Here is a 15,758-nt window from a genome sequence, read left to right on the forward strand (position 1 = left end):
CATGCTCACCCAGATCGCCTATGCCTTACCGTTCCTCGCCCAGGGCTTCGCCTTGACCTTGTGGGTGTCGCTGCTGGTCGTGGTCCTGTCGCTCATCGCCGGCGTCCTGCTCGGCGTCGGCCTGGTTTATGGTCCCGCGCCGCTGCGCTTGGCGGTGCGCATCTTCAGCGACACGATCCGCGGCATTCCAATCCTGGTGCTGATGTTCTTCGTCTATTACGGCCTGCCCGCGATCGGGCTTCATCTGCCGTCGTTCTGGGCCGCCGTGCTTGCTCTCACTTTGTTCAAAACGGCGCAGGTCATCGAGTATCTCAGGGGTGCGGTCGGCTCGATCCCGAAAGGGCAGTCGGAAGCGGCGATGGCGATCGGGCTGACCTTTCGCCAGCGCTTGGCTTACGTCATCTTCCCGCAGGCGTTCAGGCGCTTTCTGCCACCCTGGATCAACGGCGTCACCGATGCGGTCAAGGGCAGCGCACTGGTGTCGCTGCTCGGCATCACCGACCTGATGCAGGCCATCAACCAGGTCATCGGCCGCACCTACGAGGCCATGCCGCTCTACATCCTCGGTGCGCTCATCTACTTCGCGGTCAACTATGCCCTTTCGCTCGCCAGCCGGCGGCTCGAACGGCGTTTCTCCTTCATCCGGGAATAGCAATGTCCACAAGTTCGAACGACACCCCGGCCCTTCTCGACGTCCGCGACGTTTCCAAATCCTTTGGCGCCGTCCAGGTCCTGCGTTCGGTCAGCCTGGAGGTGGCGCGCGGCGAGGTGGTGACGGTCATCGGCCCCTCGGGCAGCGGCAAGACGACGCTGCTGCGTTGCGTCAACTTCCTGGAAAGCTACGACAGCGGCTCGATCCGCATCGACGGCAAGGAGGTGGGCTTTCGCGACCCGGGAACCCGTGAGCGCCGCAGCGAACGCGATCTCGCCGCGATGCGTGCCGAAACCGGGATGGTGTTCCAGAGCTTCAACCTGTTTCCGCACCTGACGGCGGCCGGCAACATCATGCTCGGGCTGCGCAAGGTGCGTGGAAAAAGCGAAGCCGAGGCGCGCTCGATCGCCGAGCACTGGCTCGGCCGCGTCGGCCTCGCCCACAAGGCCGACAGCCTCCCCGCCGAACTGTCAGGCGGCCAGCAGCAGCGCGTCGGTATTGCGCGCGCCGTGGCTATGGAGCCGAAGATCCTGCTGCTTGACGAGATTACCTCGGCGCTCGATCCCGAACTCGTCGGCGAAGTGCTGGCCGTCGTGCGCAGCCTCGCTGAGGACGGCATGACCATGCTGATGGTGACACATGAGATGGCCTTCGCCCGCGATGCTTCGAGCCGCATCGTCTTCATGGCCGATGGTGGCGTCAGCGCCGTCGGCCCACCGAAGGAGATTCTCGCGGCAGAGACCACCAACGAGCGCCTCCGCACTTTCCTGGCGCGCTTCCGCGCCTCGCATTTCTGACACTGGACAGCGAAAGCTGTTCGCAAGGAGCATTTGATGACGCCCTACATCCGGCTCGCCGAACTCGGCTTGACGCTGCCCGAGCCGCCGACCCCGATCGCCAACTTCGTCACCCATGCCGAAAGCGGGCGGTTGATTTTCCTGTCCGGTCAAGGACCGCTGCGGGCCGACGGCACGCTGTTCACCGGCAAGGTGGGAGACGATGTCACCGTCGAGGAGGCCTATCAGCATGCCCGCCTCACCGGCCTCAATCTCCTCGCCGTCATGCACGCAGCCGCCGGCGACCTCGGTCGCATCGTGCGCATCGTCAAGCTGCTCGGCTTCGTCAACGCGATACCGACCTTCAGTGATCACCCAAAGGTGGTCAACGGTTGTTCCGACCTGTTCGCCGATGTCTTCGACAATATCGGCGGTCATGCCCGCTCGGCGATCGGGGTCGGCTCCTTGCCCGGAAATATCACAGTTGAAATCGAGGCGGTTGTCGAGATCGCCGCCTGACCTTTAGAAATGGAATCCGAGAGATGAACACCTATTCCGCCGACGGCTCCAACACCACCATCCGCGAACGGCTCGGCCTTCGCCCGATCATCAATGTTTCCGGCACTATGACTGCGCTTGGCGCATCGATCATCGTCCCGGAAGCGATCAGCGCCATGGCTGAAATGGCCTCGCAATGGGTGGAGATGGACGATCTGCAGCGCGCCGCAAGCACGGTCGTGGCTCGCCTCACCGGCGGCGAGGCCGGTTTCATCACCGCTTGCTGTGCCAGCGGCATCACCATGGCGATCGCCGGCGCGATGACCGGAACCAACCTGCTCGCCATCGAGCGCCTGCCGGACGACACAGAGGATCTCAAGTCGGAAGTCATCGTCCAGCTCGGTCACATCGTCAATTACGGCGCGCCGATCGACCAGTCGATCCGGCTGGCCGGAGCAAGGACCATTCCCGCCGGGACGGTCAGCGTGACCCAGGACTATCATGTGCGCGACGCGATCCGCGACCGCACGGCGGCGGGCCTCTATGTCGTCGCGCACCACACCGTGCAGTACGGCATGCTGTCGCTGGAGGAATTCTGCGAAATCTGCCACGCCAAGGGCATCCCGGTGATTGTCGACGCGGCTTCCGAATATGATCTGCGCGGCTTCCTGGAGCGCGGCGCCGACATAGTCATCTACAGCGGACACAAATTCCTCAGCGGGCCGACCAGCGGCATCGTCACCGGGCGCAAGGATCTGGTGCGCGCCGCCTATCTGCAGAACCGTGGCGTCGCACGCGCCATGAAGGTCGGCAAGGAAAGCATCGCCGGCACCATGGCGGCACTGGAAGCCTGGGAAAAGCGGGACCATGCCGGCATCCGCCGGCGTGAAGAAGCAGCCCTCAACCTGTGGAAGGACACGTTGCAGGGCCTGCCGGGCATCGTCGCGCAGATAATCCCTGATCCGACCGCCAATCCGCTCGACCGGCTGCAGATCTTCGTGTCGCCCGAGAGCCGGTTCACCGCCGCCGGCCTCGCCTCGGCTCTGGCCGCAGGCCCGCCGCCCATCATTGTGCGCAACCACGAGGTGGAACGCGGCCATTTCTTCCTCGACCCGTGCAATCTGCATCCCGGCGAAGCGGAGATCGTTGCCGAACGGCTGCGAGCCGTATTGACCGCGGCCGACCGGCCCGTCGACGCCATGAAGCCAGCCCGCAAGGATTCGTCCGGCTCTTTGCGCTGGCCGGATTGAGCGCCAAACCGACATACATCCAAAAATGCACCGGCTACGACCGGCTGATCACGCGACTGTGAACAGCCGCATTTGCACCCGGCGGGAATAAACCGTCACTGGAACAAGTCTCCTCGACATACGCCGTTGCAGGCGTTGAGGAGCCTGACATGCCCCATCATTGCGAGGATGACAGCGACCATGGCACCAGCTGTCGTCTCGCGCCGGAGCGCATGATCGTCGTCAGACCCTCCCCCAAGGCGCTTGACACCGGTGACACATATGAATTCACCTTCACCAAAGCAGGCGACTTTGCCTATTTCTGCGGGCTCCACCCGCACATGCAGGGCAAGATCACCGTCGCGCCTTGAGGGCGCATGGCAGAACCTTCCCGGAGTGCCGGATCATGCTGCGGTGTTGAGCGAGAAGGCCCTGGCCGAGCGCTTCGGTGAGGTGGTGCTGCCCCATCTCGGCGATGCGCTTGCGCTCGCCCGCTGGCTGACCGGCAATGCCGCCGATGCCGAGGATGTTGTGCAGGAAGCCTGCGTGAAAGCACATGCCGGCATTGCCGGTTATGCCGGCGGCAATGCCCGCGCCTGGCTGCTGACCATCGTGCGCAACACCGCCTACACCTGGATGTCGCGCAACCGGCCGCGCGCCATGCTGGCCGTCGGCGACCTCGGCGATCTCGACGAGATGGCAGCGGCGCACGGTACCAGGCTGCCGGACGAAGACGGTCCGGAGGCGAGCCTGATCGCCAGGGCCGACACGGCGGCACTGGAAGCGGCGATCGCGGCACTGCCGCAGCCGTTTCGCGAGACGCTGGTGCTGCGCGATATCAACGGCCTCAGCTATCGCGAGATAGCGGCGATGCTCGGCGTGCCGATGGGCACCGTCATGTCGCGGCTGGCCCGTGCCCGCGGCCTGCTTGTGTCTGAACTGGGGAGAGCGCCATGACCAACCATGACGACGGACTGCCCAACGATCCCGAAGGTATCAGGCTGATGATCCATGCCCTCATTGATGGCGAGCTCGACGCGGCCGCGGCGCTGGCGGTGGAGCGGCGCATCGCCGCCGACCCGCAGCTTGCCGCCGAACACGCTCGCATCGTCGCCTTGCATGCGGCGGTGAACCGCTTGCCGCGCCCCGATGTCAGCGATGCCTTTCAGGCCCGCATCGCGGCGATCGGCGTTGCAGCCACGGCACAACAGACGCAAGACGAGCCGGCGGAGCCGCAGCAGGGCGCGCCGCCGGCGCAACCGGGGTTGATTATCCCGACCGGCGGAGGCCAGAGGCGAAACGCCGAGACACGCCCGTCGCAGACGCGGGTCCTGCCTAGGGCACGCCGCTTCGGCTCGTTCGACTGGCGTGCCATGGCAGCGTCGATCATGATCAGCGCCGTGCTGGCAAGCGGCGCGACACAATGGGTGATGGTCAACAGCGCGTCCGACAGCTTTGCCGCGGCGGTCGCCAGCGGCCATCGCCGCAGCCTGCTTGCGGCGAGCCCGATCGACATCGTCTCGTCCGACCGCCACACGGTGAAGCCGTGGCTAGATGCTCGGATCGGCGTGTCGCCGCCGGCGCCGGACCTCGCCCAGGATGGCTACGCATTGATCGGCGGTCGGGTCGAGGTGATCGCCGGCCGGCCGGTACCGGCGCTGGTCTACCGCCACCGCGAGCATCTGATCACGCTGGTCGCCGAACCGCAGCAAGGCGGCGGCACCACAGCACCTGACGATCTCTCGTCAGGCGGCTTCTCGCTGGTGCACTGGAGCGACGGCGCGTTCTCCTACTGGGCGATCTCCGACATGGAGCGCCCCGAACTCGACGACTTCGTCGCCCGCTTCCGCAAGGCGGCGGTGTGAGGAGGTCCAGCCTCGTCACTGATCCCGCCGTCGCCCTGACAGGTTCTCCAACCCACGGCGCCAGTCAAGAAATCGCCGCTTACCGGCGCGCGCTTGTGCGGCTCGGCCGGGCCGGGATTGCGGCCTGACCGTTTTCGCACCAATAACTTTACAAATATCTTTACTTGTGTGAAGTTATGAGTGTTGAAGGGTCGATCATGACAGCCAATCGTTTCGCCACGCGCCTGAATTCCTTTGCCTCACGGCCACAGGCCGAATGGCCTCACCTCACCGGCAAGCCGTCGCTGATGCAGATGGCCGCGCGCGCCGCGAAGGTTGCCGGGTTGACCGACCTCGATTTGAATTTCCCCGACCATGTCAGCGGAGGGCCCGCTGGAATCGCGCGAAACCTGGGCAATCTTGGCCTTTCCATTAATGGCTTCGCCATGCGCTATTACTCCAACCCGGCCTTCAAGCTCGGCGCCTTCACCAATCCGGATCCGGCGGTACGCCGCGAAGCCATCGACCTGACCAAGGCCGGCATCGACGCCGTGCGCGAGGCCGGCGCCAGCCTGATGACGCTGTGGCTCGGACAGGATGGCTTCGATTACGCCTTCCAGGCCGACTATGCGACACTCTGGAAACACGAAATTGACGGAATTCGTGAAGTAGCCGCGCATGACCCCGGCTGCCAGATCAGCCTGGAGTACAAGCCAAACGAGCCGCGCTCCTACAGCCTGATGCCGGATGCGGCGACGACCTTGCTGGCAATCCGCGATGTCGGACTGCCCAATCTCGGCGTCACGCTCGATTTCGCCCATGTGCTCTACGCCGACGAGCAGCCGGCCTTCGCCGCCGCCCTGGTGGCGCGCCACAGCAAGCTGCTCGGCGTGCATCTCAATGACGGCTACGCCAAACGCGACGACGGCCTGATGGTCGGCGCCGTGCATACGCTGCAGACCATCGAACTGCTCCGGCAAATCCGCAGAGACGGCTACGCCGGCGCTATCTATTTCGACACCTTCCCCGACATGACGGGTCTCGATCCGGTGCATGAGTGCGAGGTCAATATTGCCACCGTCAAGCGCATGCTGCGGGTCGTCGACCGGATCGACCAGGACAACCGGCTGTCCGCCGCCATCGAGTGCCAGGACGCGGTGACCTCGCAGGCCATCATCCAGGAAATCATGCTCGGGCCTGACGTATGACGAGGGGGCGTGGATGACCTTGAGCGGGCTGGACCTAAAAGCGGTGGGACCGCGCATCCGCATGATGATGCCGCATCTCACACCGCTGGAGGCGAAGGTGGTGGAAACGGTCTTTGGCCGACGCGGCTTCGACGAGAGCATTCCGCTGAAGCGGATCGCCGAGGAATCCGGCGTGTCGGAAGCGATGGTCGTCAAGATCGCCAAGAAGCTTGGCTTCTCCGGCTATCGCGACTTCCGCACCGCCGTTTATGAATACAGCCGCCTGCCGACCGCAGAGATGCACCAGGAACTGTCGTCGGACGACAGTTCGGCCGAGATCGTGCAGAAGGTGTTCCGCACCTCCATCCAGGCGCTGGAGGAGACGTTGGCCATCCTCGACATCGAGGATTTCGACCGCGCCGCCGATCTGCTCTACCGCGCCGGAAATCGTGACTTCTACGGCGTCGGCGGTTCGGCGCAGATCGCGCGCGACGTCTCGCACAAATTCCTGCGCGTCGGCATCCGCACGAATGTCTTTGATGACTCGCACATGATGCTGATGTCGGCCTCACTGCTCGGCCCCGACGACATCGCCGTCGGGTTCTCGCACTCCGGCAAAACTTCGGCTGTCATCGACGCCATCCAGCTTGCCCGCAGGAACGGCGCACGCACGCTCGCCATCACCAACTACAACAATTCGCCTTTGGCCGAAGTCGCCGACCTCGTGCTGTGCTCGACCGCGCAAGGCTCGCCGCTGATGGGGGAGAACGCGGCGGCGCGCATTGCCCAGCTCAACATCCTCGACGCGTTGTTCGTGGCGGTGGCGCAGCGCGACTACCAGGCGGCGGAACGCAATCTCGGCCGCACCATGTCGGCGGTGGCATCGAAAAGAAAAGATCGGGGCTCATGAGGACAACGCCGCTGGTCACCGTGCTCGGCAGCCTGCACTATGACATCATGGTCGACGCCCCCGACCGCCCTCGCAAGGGCGAGACGGTGACCGGCCATGCCTGGCACCCGAAATGCGGTGGCAAGGGCGGCAACCAGGCGGTTTCGGTGGCAAGGGCCGGTATGCGCGCGGCGATGATCGGCGCCGTCGGCGATGATGATTTCGGCACGGCGCTACTGGCCAATCTCGATCGTGCCGGCGTCGACCGTCGCTTCGTTCGGGTGGCGCCGGGCGCCGGGTCCGGCATGAGCGTGGCGATCTTCGACGAAAGCGGCGACTACGGCGCGGTGATCGTTTCGGGCAGCAATCTCACGCTTGGCGACAGGGACATCGCGGCTGCCTCCGAGGTAGTGGCACAAACGTCCGTGCTGCTTTTGCAGAACGAGATACCGGAAGCCGCCAACATTGCCGCCGCGCGCGAGGTGAAGAGACATGGCGGCCGCGTCCTGCTCAACGCCGCCCCCGCGCGCAAACTCTCCAGCGAACTGATCGCGCTCGTCGACATCCTGGTGGTCAACGCCATCGAGGCGGAATTCCTGACCGGCCTGGCGGTGGTCGAAACACTGGAAGGTGCCGCGCAAGCGGCGCGACTTCTGGTCGAACTCTGCCCAACCGCAATTGTGACCGCGGGCGGCGAGGGCGTCGCTTGTTGCGACCGGAGCGGGGCGACCTTCACGTTGCCGGCCATCCCGGTTAAGGTCGTCAGCACGCATGGCGCGGGCGATGAATTCGTTGGTGCGCTGGCCGCCGCACTTGCCCGTGGAGAGGCCATGCGGGCCGCCGTCACCGCCGCCAACGCCGCTTCGGCCTTGCTGGTTTCGAAACCCGAGGCCGAGCGCGGCAGCATCTGACGTCTGGACTCCGGAGAACCCACTTTCCGTCTTGCCAAACGGCAGCGGCGGCCGCCTATCCTTGCGGCTTCGCCCGAATTCCGCTAAGGCGCGCCTTTGTCGCCGGGGAGCAAGGACTTGGACGATCAACGCGCCGATGTCGCCATCATCATGGGCAGCCAGTCCGACTGGGCAACCATGCGCCATGCGGCTGAAACGCTGGAGGCACTCGGCATCCCGCACAAGCGGTTGATCGTCTCCGCGCATCGCACACCCGACCGTCTCTATGATTTCGCCAAGGGCGCCAAGGCTGCCGGCTACAAGGTGATCATCGCCGGCGCCGGCGGTGCGGCGCACCTGCCAGGCATGACCGCGGCGATGACGCCGCTACCGGTGTTCGGCGTACCGGTCGAATCGAAAGCGCTTTCCGGGCAGGATTCCCTGCTCTCGATCGTCCAGATGCCGGCCGGCATTCCCGTCGGGACGCTGGCCATCGGCAAGGCCGGTGCGACCAACGCTGCACTTCTGGCTGCCGCCGTGCTCGCGCTTTACGATGACAAGCTGGCCACACGGCTGGATGCCTGGCGCGCCGCGCAGACCGCCAAGGTCGCGGTCGAACCGACGGATGCAGCGTGAGCCTGCCCGCCGGATCGACCATCGGCATCATTGGCGGCGGCCAACTCGGCCGCATGCTGGCGATGGCGGCCGCTCGCCTTGGCTACCGCACGGTGGTGCTGGAGCCGCAAGCGGATTGCCCGGCAGCACAGGTGGCCAACCGGCAGATAACGGCTGCCTATGACGACTCGGCCGCACTTGCCGAGCTGGCTGCGGCAAGCTCCGTCATCACCTACGAGTTCGAGAACGTGCCGGTTGCGGCTGCCAGCGCACTGGCCACCAAGGTTCCGGTCTATCCGCCGGCACGCGCGCTTGAAGTCGCGCAGGACAGGGTGAGCGAGAAGACATTCCTCAATGGCATCGGCATTGCCACGGCGGATTTCCGCCCCGTCGACAATGACGACGAGCTGACGGCGGCGCTGAAAGCATTTGGCGGCAGCGGCATATTGAAGACACGCCGCATGGGCTACGACGGCAAGGGCCAGCGCGTCTTCCGCAACATGGAAACCGGCGGTTTCGCCGGCACCTGCGAGGCGATGGGCAATGTACCGCTGATCCTGGAGAGCTTCGTGCCGTTCGAGCGCGAGATTTCGGTGATCGCGGCACGAGGGCTGGACGGCGCCGTCACCGCCTACGATCCGGCCGAAAATGTCCACCGCAAAGGCATACTCCACACTTCGACCTTGCCGGCCGCCATTAAGCCCGAGACAGCCGCCGCGGCACAGGCGGCAGCATCGAAGATATTGTCGGCGCTCGACTATGTCGGCGTCATTGGCGTCGAGTTCTTCGTGCTGCCCGACGGTTCGCTGCTGACCAACGAGATCGCTCCGCGGGTGCACAATTCCGGCCATTGGACGGAAGCCGCCTGCATCGCCTCGCAGTTTGAGCAGCATATCCGCGCCGTCGCCGGCTTGCCGCTGGGAGACCCGAAACGCCATTTTGACTGCGTGATGGAAAACCTGATCGGTGACGATGTGCTGCGCGTCGCCGAATTGCTCGCCGAGCCCGATCTGATGCTGCATCTCTATGGCAAGGCCGAGGCCCGGCCCGGCCGCAAGATGGGCCATTTCACCCGGGTCGGCCTTCGCGCCTGACTTCACGAACGGGCGTTATTGTACGTCACCGCTCTCGTCCTCGTCAGGACTGGCGCAACTCGCGTCACCCTCCTCGCAATTGGCCGCGGCAGCGAGCTGCTTGGTGCGGTCATTGGTCAGCCTGGTCAGGCATTGCGAAACTTCCATCGAATGGATCGAGCCGCCCGCGCTGGCCGCGGTGGAGTGAGCGCATTCGGCGTCGCGGAAGGCGATCCAGGCGCGTTGCGCCGCCTGCAGCAATTTCTTGCTGTCGGCATCGTCCGAGCTGATGAGGTCCTGGTAGGCCTTGTTCAGCCTGGCGTCGGCTGCCTGGTAGTCCACGCCGGCACAGATGTTCATCATCTGCTGGCTGTCGTCGCTGCGGTCGCATTCCTGCGCCCGGGCAGCCGAAGCTCCCGCCAGCAAGACAAGGCAGGCGGACAGGAAAATCCGGCGCATAATCATCCCCAAATCACTTCACGGCGACCGCATCATCCCAGCCGGCTGGAGGCCGCGCAATGCCGCCAACCCGACATGGCGGATATTTGATGATATGGCGAGGTAGAGCACGCTTGCGGTTGACACGGACAAGGCTCCTCGTTTATGAGCCACCCACAGTTCAAAGGCGCGTCTTCTGGCGCGCCTTAAAATTTCGACCCGGACCGGGTCCACACCGACAGGCAAGACCATGAAGATCAAGAATTCGCTCAAGGCGCTGAAGGCGCGTCATCGCGACAACCAGCTGGTTCGCCGCAAGGGCCGCGTCTACATCATCAACAAGACTGCCCCGCGCTACAAGGCACGCCAGGGCTGAGCTTTCGGCCGGAGGCTTCGTGCCTCCGCCAATTGATGCTTGTCGTCGGTCCTCCGACCTTCTCACGCTAAAATCACTTTGATGTTCCGCCGCCCGGGATTAGAGTCGGGCGATGTGGATTCTTTTTGCGTTTCTGGCAATCTTTCTCGTTTCCGGTGCCGTCGCCTTACCGGCTCGGGCGGATGATCAGGCGGCGCCGCCGCCGGCCCCGGATGCCCCGCCGCCGGTGATGACGAAACAGGCCCATCTTGACCAGCTGTTCAGCGACCTGAAGCGGGAGCGCAACGAAAAGGCTGCCGAGCGCATTGCCGGCAGCATCTGGAACGAGTGGTTCCAATCCGGCAGCGCCTCGATCGACCTGATGATGATTTGGTCGCAAAAGGCCATCGAAGGCCAGAAATTCGATGTCGCGCTCGATTTCCTCGATCAGGTGGTGACCTTGCAGCCGACCTATGCGGAAGGCTGGAACCGGCGCGCCACCGTGCATTTCATGATGAAGAACTACGGTAAGTCGATGTCCGACATCGACCACACGCTGCAGCTCGAGCCGCGCCATTTCGGAGCGCTGTCCGGCCTGGCGCAGATCATGGCCCTGACCGGCCACAAGCAATCGGCGCTCGAGGCCTGGCAAAAGGTGCTGGCCATCTATCCGATGATGCGCAGCGCCCAGGACCAGGTCGCCTCACTGTCGGAAGAGCTTGCCGGCGAAGGCATTTGATGCCTCTGATCTCCGAGCCGGGGTATGCTGAGATTCAGGTCAGGCCCGGCCGTTTGCAGGCCAGCCCCACCTGAACATCAGCATGCCCCAGAACTAATTCCGCTCCAGCCCGTATTTTCCCCGCATGAACCTGATCTACGCTGCCCTCGCCTTCCTGATGGCGCTTGTCTTCGGCCTTGTCGGCGTCACCCGCGTCGGCTCTTGGCTTATCGAGCGTCGCAATCCGCCGATCGGCGACTTCGCCAACATCAATGGCGCCCGCATCCACTATGTGCATATTCCGGCGCCTGCGAATGCCTCGCTGCCGGCTATCGTCTTCATCCACGGCGCCAGCGCCAATCTCAGGGATCAGATGCTGCCGCTGCGGCCGCTGCTCGAAGGCCGTGCCGAAATGCTGTTCCTCGACCGGCCGGGTTTCGGCTGGTCGGAGCGTGGCCCGGGCAACAACGAAAGCCCGTCGGCCCAGGCCAACACCATCGCCGCGCTGATGGACCGTCTCGGCATGAAGAAAGCTGTCGTCGTCGGCCATTCCTTTGGCGCCGCCGCGACCACCGCGTTTGGCCGCGAGCATGCCGACAAGACGCTTGGGCTGGTCTTTCTTGCGCCGGCGACCCATCCCTGGCCTGGCGGTGCAACCTCCTGGTACTATGATCTGACGACCATTCCGGTGATCGGCCGGCTGTTCACCGAAACGCTGAGCTATCCCGCGGGAACGCTGCAGATGGCTGATGCCACGACCTGCGTCTTCTCGCCCAACAAGGTGCCGGACAATTACCTCGCCACCGCCTCGATCCCGCTGGTGCTGCGGCCACCGGCCTTTCGTGCCAACGCCACCGACGTCGCCGGGCTCTATCGCTATGCCCTTGGTGCCGCCCCCCACTACGCCGAGATCAAGGCGCCGACCGTGGTCATTTCGGGCGATCGCGACAAGGTCGTCTATGCGCAGATTCACTCGGTCGGCCTCGTCCGCGACATTGCCGGCGCCGAGCTGGTCTGGGTGCACAATCTCGGCCACAAACCGGACTGGATTGCCCCCGACCTGGTCGTCGGCGCCATCGAGAAGGCCGCCGGCAAGGATATCGACCTGCAGGCGATGGCCAGGATCGTGGAGGCGCGCATCGCCGGCGACGCCTACGGCGCCGGCAAATGCGCCGACCTCAAGGTGCCGCAGGCCGAACTCGCGCTGACCTGATCACGCTACGTTCAGGCGAACCTCTCTACCGGCTGCTTTGCACGTCCGACCCGACATAGGCGATACGCAGCATGTTGGTCGAACCGGGGGTCCTCAGCGGTACGCCGGCGGTGATGATGACGCGGTCGCCCGGCTTGCCGAAACCTTCGTCGAAGGCGATGCGGCAGGCGCGGTTGACCATGTCGTCGAGGTCGCTGGCATCGGGCGAGACGACGCAATGCGTGCCCCACAGCAGCGACAGCCGCCGCGCCGTGTTGAGGATCGGCGACAGTGCGATGATCGGCACCTGCGGACGCTCGCGGGCGGCGCGCAGGCCGGTGGTGCCGGACGCCGTGTAGGTGATGATCGCCGACAGTTTCAGCGTCTCGGCGATTTCGCGGGCGGCCAGCGAAATGGCGTCGGCACCGGTCGCTTCCGGCTCGGAGCGCTGCGCGTTGATGATCCCGGCATAGGTCGGATCGGTTTCGACCTTGGTGGCGATACGGTCCATCATCGCCACCGCTTCGACCGGATAGGCGCCTGCGGCGGACTCCGCTGATAGCATGATGGCATCGGCGCCTTCGAAGACGGCGATCGAAACATCCGACACCTCGGCGCGGGTCGGCACGGGAGCGGTGATCATCGATTCCAGCATCTGCGTTGCAACCACCACCGGCTTGCCGGCGCGGCGTGCAGCGCGCGTGATCTGCTTCTGGATGCCGGGCACCGCCTCGAGCGGCATTTCGACACCGAGATCGCCGCGGGCGACCATCAGCGCATCGGACAGTTCGATGATCTCGGCCAGCCGCGCAACGGCCTGCGGCTTTTCGATCTTGGCCATGATCAGTGCCCGGCCGCGCGCGATCTTGCGCGCTTCGGCCAGATCCTCCGGCCGCTGCACGAACGACAGCGCGACCCAGTCGACGCCTGTCGACAGAACGGCATCGAGATCCTTGCGGTCCTTCTCGGTCAGCGCGCCGACCGGCAGATCGGTATCTGGCAGGCTGACGCCTTTCTTGTCGGAAATCGTGGTGCCGGCAATGACCGTGCAGACGATCGACTTGCCGTCGCTTCTCACCGCCTTCAATTCGAGCTTGCCGTCATCGATCAGCAAGCGATGACCAGCTTCTACCGAGCTCAGGATTTCGGGATGCGGCAGGTAGACCCTGGTTGATGTGCCCGGCTCGGGATTGTTGTCGAGCGTGAAGGTCTGGCCGACGGTCAGCACTTCCTTGCCATTGGCGAACTTGCCGACGCGCAGCTTGGGGCCTTGCAGGTCGGCCAGAATACCGATCGGCCGGCCGACCGCTTCCTCGACGGTACGGATGCGTCCGACCAGCGTGCGCATCAGCTCGTGATCGGTATGGCTCATATTGATGCGGAACACATCGGCGCCCGCTTCGAACAATTTCTTCAGCATCTCCTCCGACGAGGAGGCCGGACCGATGGTGGCTAGGATCTTGACCTTGCGGCTACGTCTCATTGACTGTTTGTTCCCGGGGTGGCTGGAGCGCCTCCCGTTGCGGGCTCATCGGTCAGCTGGACCATCCAGCTTGCCTGTTCGCCCGTGTCATATTCCTGGAATCCGGCGCGCTGAAAGCCCCGTGCGACGCAATCGGTTACGCCCGCGATCTTGAACTCTTTTTCAGCCACGCACATGTTGATCGGGCCGTCCCAGCGTCCACCGCGTTCGGCGTCTTCTGCATAAAGATAGTAAAACCTTGATGACAGCGGTCCTTCGATCAGCGTCTTGCAGCTCGATCCCTCGATGTGCCACCAGCCCTCGGTGATCCAGCCGGCCTTGGCGCGATAGCCGATGCCGACGCCGACCAGGTTCTGCGTGGCGTTGCAGACACGGAAATCGGCACGCGCCGGCGAGGCCATGACCATCGCCGACAGGCCCACGGCAAGGATCAGGAGCGGCATGGCAAAGGCGGAGCGCATGCGCTGCCTGCCGGCGGAACCCATCCGAAAACCCCTCAAGAACCACATCTGCATCTCTCTGCGCCCCTTTTCGGAAAAGTCCGGGCGCATGTCAACGCGCCGTTTTGTCCAATTCCAATCGATTTAGAAAGGCTCCGGCGCACAATTCGCCGACTTCTGCCAGATTTCCCGGGAAACCTTGGCCAAACAACGGCATTGCACAAGCGTCGTCTTCGTGGAATGACGATAGCACCCTCCCCGGAAGCCAGCGAACAGACCATTTCCCGCCAATGACCCGATCCACAGTTTTCGCGCCTTTCGACATCGTCGAAGGCGACCGCAAGCGAGGCATTGTGCTTCTGGGCGACCATGCCCGCCGCGACCTGCCGGAGGACTATGGCAGCCTCGGCCTGCCGGCGGCGGAGTTTGACCGTCACATCGCCTATGATATCGGCGTCGAGGCGGTGACGCGCGAATTGGCTGCCTTGCTCGGCGTGCCGGCGGTGCTCGCCAATTTCTCGCGGCTGCTGATCGATCCCAATCGCGGAGAAGACGATCCGACGCTCATTCGCCAGCTCTATGACGGCACGGTCGTGCCCGGGAACTACCCGATTGCTGCCGAGGAGCGCGAAAGGCGGCTCGACGCCTTCTACCGGCCCTATCACGACGCCGTCGGCGCCATGATTGCCTCGGTCGCGCAGGCCTCTGCCCAGACGCCCTTCATCTTCTCGGTGCATTCCTTCACCCCGGCCATGCAAGGGATCCAACGTCCCTGGCATGTCGGCATCCTGTGGGATCGGGATGACCGGGTGGCGCGGCCGCTGATCGACATGCTGGCCGCCGACAAGAGCCTCGTGGTTGGCGACAACGAACCCTATGATGGCGCGTTGCGCGGCGACACCATGTACAAGCACGCCATCATCAACGGCTTCGCCCATGCGCTGATCGAGATCCGCCAGGACCTGATATCGGACCAGACGGGCGCGATCGCCTGGGCGCAGCGCCTGGCACCGATCGTTGACGCAATCGACCGCCGTCCCGATATACATGTGGTCAAGCAATTCGGCTCCCGAACCGGGCCATTGTAGAGCCGCAAGGAGGTTTCGATGACCGAACTCAGCGACGAGCAGAAGCGCGATTTCGAGGCTGCGGCCTTTCGCCGGCTGGTCGAGCATCTGCGCGAGCGCAACGACGTGCAGAACATCGACCTGATGAACCTCGCCGGCTTCTGCCGCAACTGCCTGTCGAACTGGTATCGCGAAGCTGCCGAGGCCGAAGGCGTCGACCTGTCCAAGGACCAGTCGCGCGAGATCGTCTACGGCATGCCCTATGCTGAATGGCAGGCGCTCAACCAGACCGAGGCCTCCGATGCCAAGAAGGCTGAATTCGAGGCGCGACGCCCTCGGGACCATTAGGCGCTCCAAAGCCAAGTTTGGCCCAAGCGCTTTCCCCGAAAGACTGCTTGACTGGGAATTGAAT

At 64.3% G+C, this 15,758-nt stretch carries 20 protein-coding genes; 17 read left to right on the plus strand and 3 right to left on the minus strand.

Going from position 1 to position 15,758, the window contains the following annotated elements; translation table 11 throughout:
* Position 1: 1 nt before the first annotated feature.
* From AC1DZP_RS02015 to AC1DZP_RS02070, 12 genes are all read left to right on the plus strand, one after another.
* On the plus strand, positions 2–652 hold the full coding sequence (locus AC1DZP_RS02015) for an amino acid ABC transporter permease (protein ID WP_457152375.1): 651 nt from the start codon (positions 2–4) through the stop codon (positions 650–652).
* 2 nt (positions 653–654) lie between these two features.
* The gene (locus AC1DZP_RS02020) at positions 655–1,449 is read left to right on the plus strand and encodes an amino acid ABC transporter ATP-binding protein (protein ID WP_477299960.1); all 795 of its coding nucleotides are present in this window, start codon (positions 655–657) and stop codon (positions 1,447–1,449) included.
* A gap of 36 nt (positions 1,450–1,485) precedes the next feature.
* Entirely contained in the window at positions 1,486–1,947 is a 462-nt protein-coding gene (locus tag AC1DZP_RS02025; protein ID WP_095089405.1) for a RidA family protein, read from the plus strand.
* Positions 1,948–1,970: 23 nt separating this feature from the next.
* Positions 1,971–3,176 carry an aminotransferase class V-fold PLP-dependent enzyme gene (locus AC1DZP_RS02030; protein WP_477299961.1) on the plus strand — a complete coding sequence of 402 codons (1,206 nt, stop codon included), beginning with the start codon at positions 1,971–1,973 and terminating at the stop codon, positions 3,174–3,176.
* A gap of 149 nt (positions 3,177–3,325) precedes the next feature.
* Complete coding sequence (locus AC1DZP_RS02035; RefSeq protein ID WP_477299962.1) at positions 3,326–3,526, plus strand: plastocyanin/azurin family copper-binding protein; 201 nt, start codon at positions 3,326–3,328, stop codon at positions 3,524–3,526.
* Positions 3,527–3,572: 46 nt separating this feature from the next.
* Positions 3,573–4,112, plus strand: a complete 540-nt coding sequence (locus AC1DZP_RS02040; RefSeq protein ID WP_095089628.1) for a sigma-70 family RNA polymerase sigma factor — start codon at positions 3,573–3,575, stop codon at positions 4,110–4,112.
* A complete protein-coding gene (locus AC1DZP_RS02045; protein WP_477299963.1) occupies positions 4,109–5,020 on the plus strand; it encodes an anti-sigma factor family protein in 912 nt (303 codons plus the stop codon). The genes AC1DZP_RS02040 and AC1DZP_RS02045 overlap by 4 nt, the downstream gene beginning before the upstream one ends.
* A gap of 197 nt (positions 5,021–5,217) precedes the next feature.
* Positions 5,218–6,207 carry a sugar phosphate isomerase/epimerase family protein gene (locus tag AC1DZP_RS02050; protein WP_477299964.1) on the plus strand — a complete coding sequence of 330 codons (990 nt, stop codon included), beginning with the start codon at positions 5,218–5,220 and terminating at the stop codon, positions 6,205–6,207.
* 13 nt (positions 6,208–6,220) lie between these two features.
* Positions 6,221–7,096 carry a MurR/RpiR family transcriptional regulator gene (locus AC1DZP_RS02055; RefSeq protein WP_477299965.1) on the plus strand — a complete coding sequence of 292 codons (876 nt, stop codon included), beginning with the start codon at positions 6,221–6,223 and terminating at the stop codon, positions 7,094–7,096.
* Positions 7,093–7,986 (plus strand): ribokinase, encoded by an 894-nt coding sequence (locus AC1DZP_RS02060; protein ID WP_477299966.1) that lies wholly within the window; start codon positions 7,093–7,095, stop codon positions 7,984–7,986. The genes AC1DZP_RS02055 and AC1DZP_RS02060 overlap by 4 nt, the downstream gene beginning before the upstream one ends.
* A gap of 117 nt (positions 7,987–8,103) precedes the next feature.
* Complete coding sequence (purE, locus tag AC1DZP_RS02065; RefSeq protein ID WP_477299967.1) at positions 8,104–8,601, plus strand: 5-(carboxyamino)imidazole ribonucleotide mutase; 498 nt, start codon at positions 8,104–8,106, stop codon at positions 8,599–8,601.
* Positions 8,598–9,674: a 5-(carboxyamino)imidazole ribonucleotide synthase gene (locus AC1DZP_RS02070; protein ID WP_477299968.1), complete on the plus strand. Its 1,077-nt coding sequence runs from the start codon at positions 8,598–8,600 to the stop codon at positions 9,672–9,674. The genes purE and AC1DZP_RS02070 overlap by 4 nt, the downstream gene beginning before the upstream one ends.
* Before the next feature lie 15 nt (positions 9,675–9,689).
* On the opposite strand, the gene AC1DZP_RS02075 is transcribed toward AC1DZP_RS02070, so the two are convergent.
* A complete protein-coding gene (locus AC1DZP_RS02075) occupies positions 9,690–10,112 on the minus strand; it encodes a lysozyme inhibitor LprI family protein (protein ID WP_457152385.1) in 423 nt (140 codons plus the stop codon).
* A gap of 229 nt (positions 10,113–10,341) precedes the next feature.
* On the opposite strand from AC1DZP_RS02075, the gene ykgO reads away from it, so the two are divergent.
* The 3 genes from ykgO to AC1DZP_RS02090 all read left to right on the plus strand — a co-directional run bounded on the left by ykgO (position 10,342) and on the right by AC1DZP_RS02090 (position 12,377).
* The gene (gene ykgO, locus AC1DZP_RS02080; protein WP_006327841.1) at positions 10,342–10,467 is read left to right on the plus strand and encodes a type B 50S ribosomal protein L36; all 126 of its coding nucleotides are present in this window, start codon (positions 10,342–10,344) and stop codon (positions 10,465–10,467) included.
* A 112-nt stretch (positions 10,468–10,579) separates the two neighbouring features.
* Positions 10,580–11,185, plus strand: coding sequence for a tetratricopeptide repeat protein (locus tag AC1DZP_RS02085; RefSeq protein ID WP_477299969.1), 606 nt, complete (start codon positions 10,580–10,582; stop codon positions 11,183–11,185).
* Between the two features lie 124 nt (positions 11,186–11,309).
* The gene (locus tag AC1DZP_RS02090) at positions 11,310–12,377 is read left to right on the plus strand and encodes an alpha/beta fold hydrolase (protein ID WP_477299970.1); all 1,068 of its coding nucleotides are present in this window, start codon (positions 11,310–11,312) and stop codon (positions 12,375–12,377) included.
* A 25-nt stretch (positions 12,378–12,402) separates the two neighbouring features.
* Here the strand turns inward: AC1DZP_RS02090 and pyk are convergent, their stop codons facing one another.
* Positions 12,403–13,839, minus strand: coding sequence for a pyruvate kinase (pyk, locus tag AC1DZP_RS02095; RefSeq protein ID WP_477299971.1), 1,437 nt, complete (start codon positions 13,837–13,839; stop codon positions 12,403–12,405).
* On the minus strand, positions 13,836–14,282 hold the full coding sequence (locus AC1DZP_RS02100; RefSeq protein WP_477300185.1) for a DUF1036 domain-containing protein: 447 nt from the start codon (positions 14,280–14,282) through the stop codon (positions 13,836–13,838). Before AC1DZP_RS02100 ends, pyk begins: the two co-directional genes overlap by 4 nt.
* A 287-nt stretch (positions 14,283–14,569) precedes the next feature.
* Between AC1DZP_RS02100 and AC1DZP_RS02105 the strand changes: the two genes are divergently transcribed.
* Together AC1DZP_RS02105 and AC1DZP_RS02110 are read left to right on the plus strand one after the other, a co-directional pair.
* Positions 14,570–15,367, plus strand: coding sequence for an N-formylglutamate amidohydrolase (locus AC1DZP_RS02105; protein WP_477299972.1), 798 nt, complete (start codon positions 14,570–14,572; stop codon positions 15,365–15,367).
* An 18-nt stretch (positions 15,368–15,385) separates the two neighbouring features.
* Positions 15,386–15,694: a DUF1244 domain-containing protein gene (locus AC1DZP_RS02110; protein WP_477299973.1), complete on the plus strand. Its 309-nt coding sequence runs from the start codon at positions 15,386–15,388 to the stop codon at positions 15,692–15,694.
* Positions 15,695–15,758 lie beyond the last annotated feature (64 nt).

The sequence above is a fragment of the Mesorhizobium sp. P2_F8 genome, assembly GCF_056403655.1.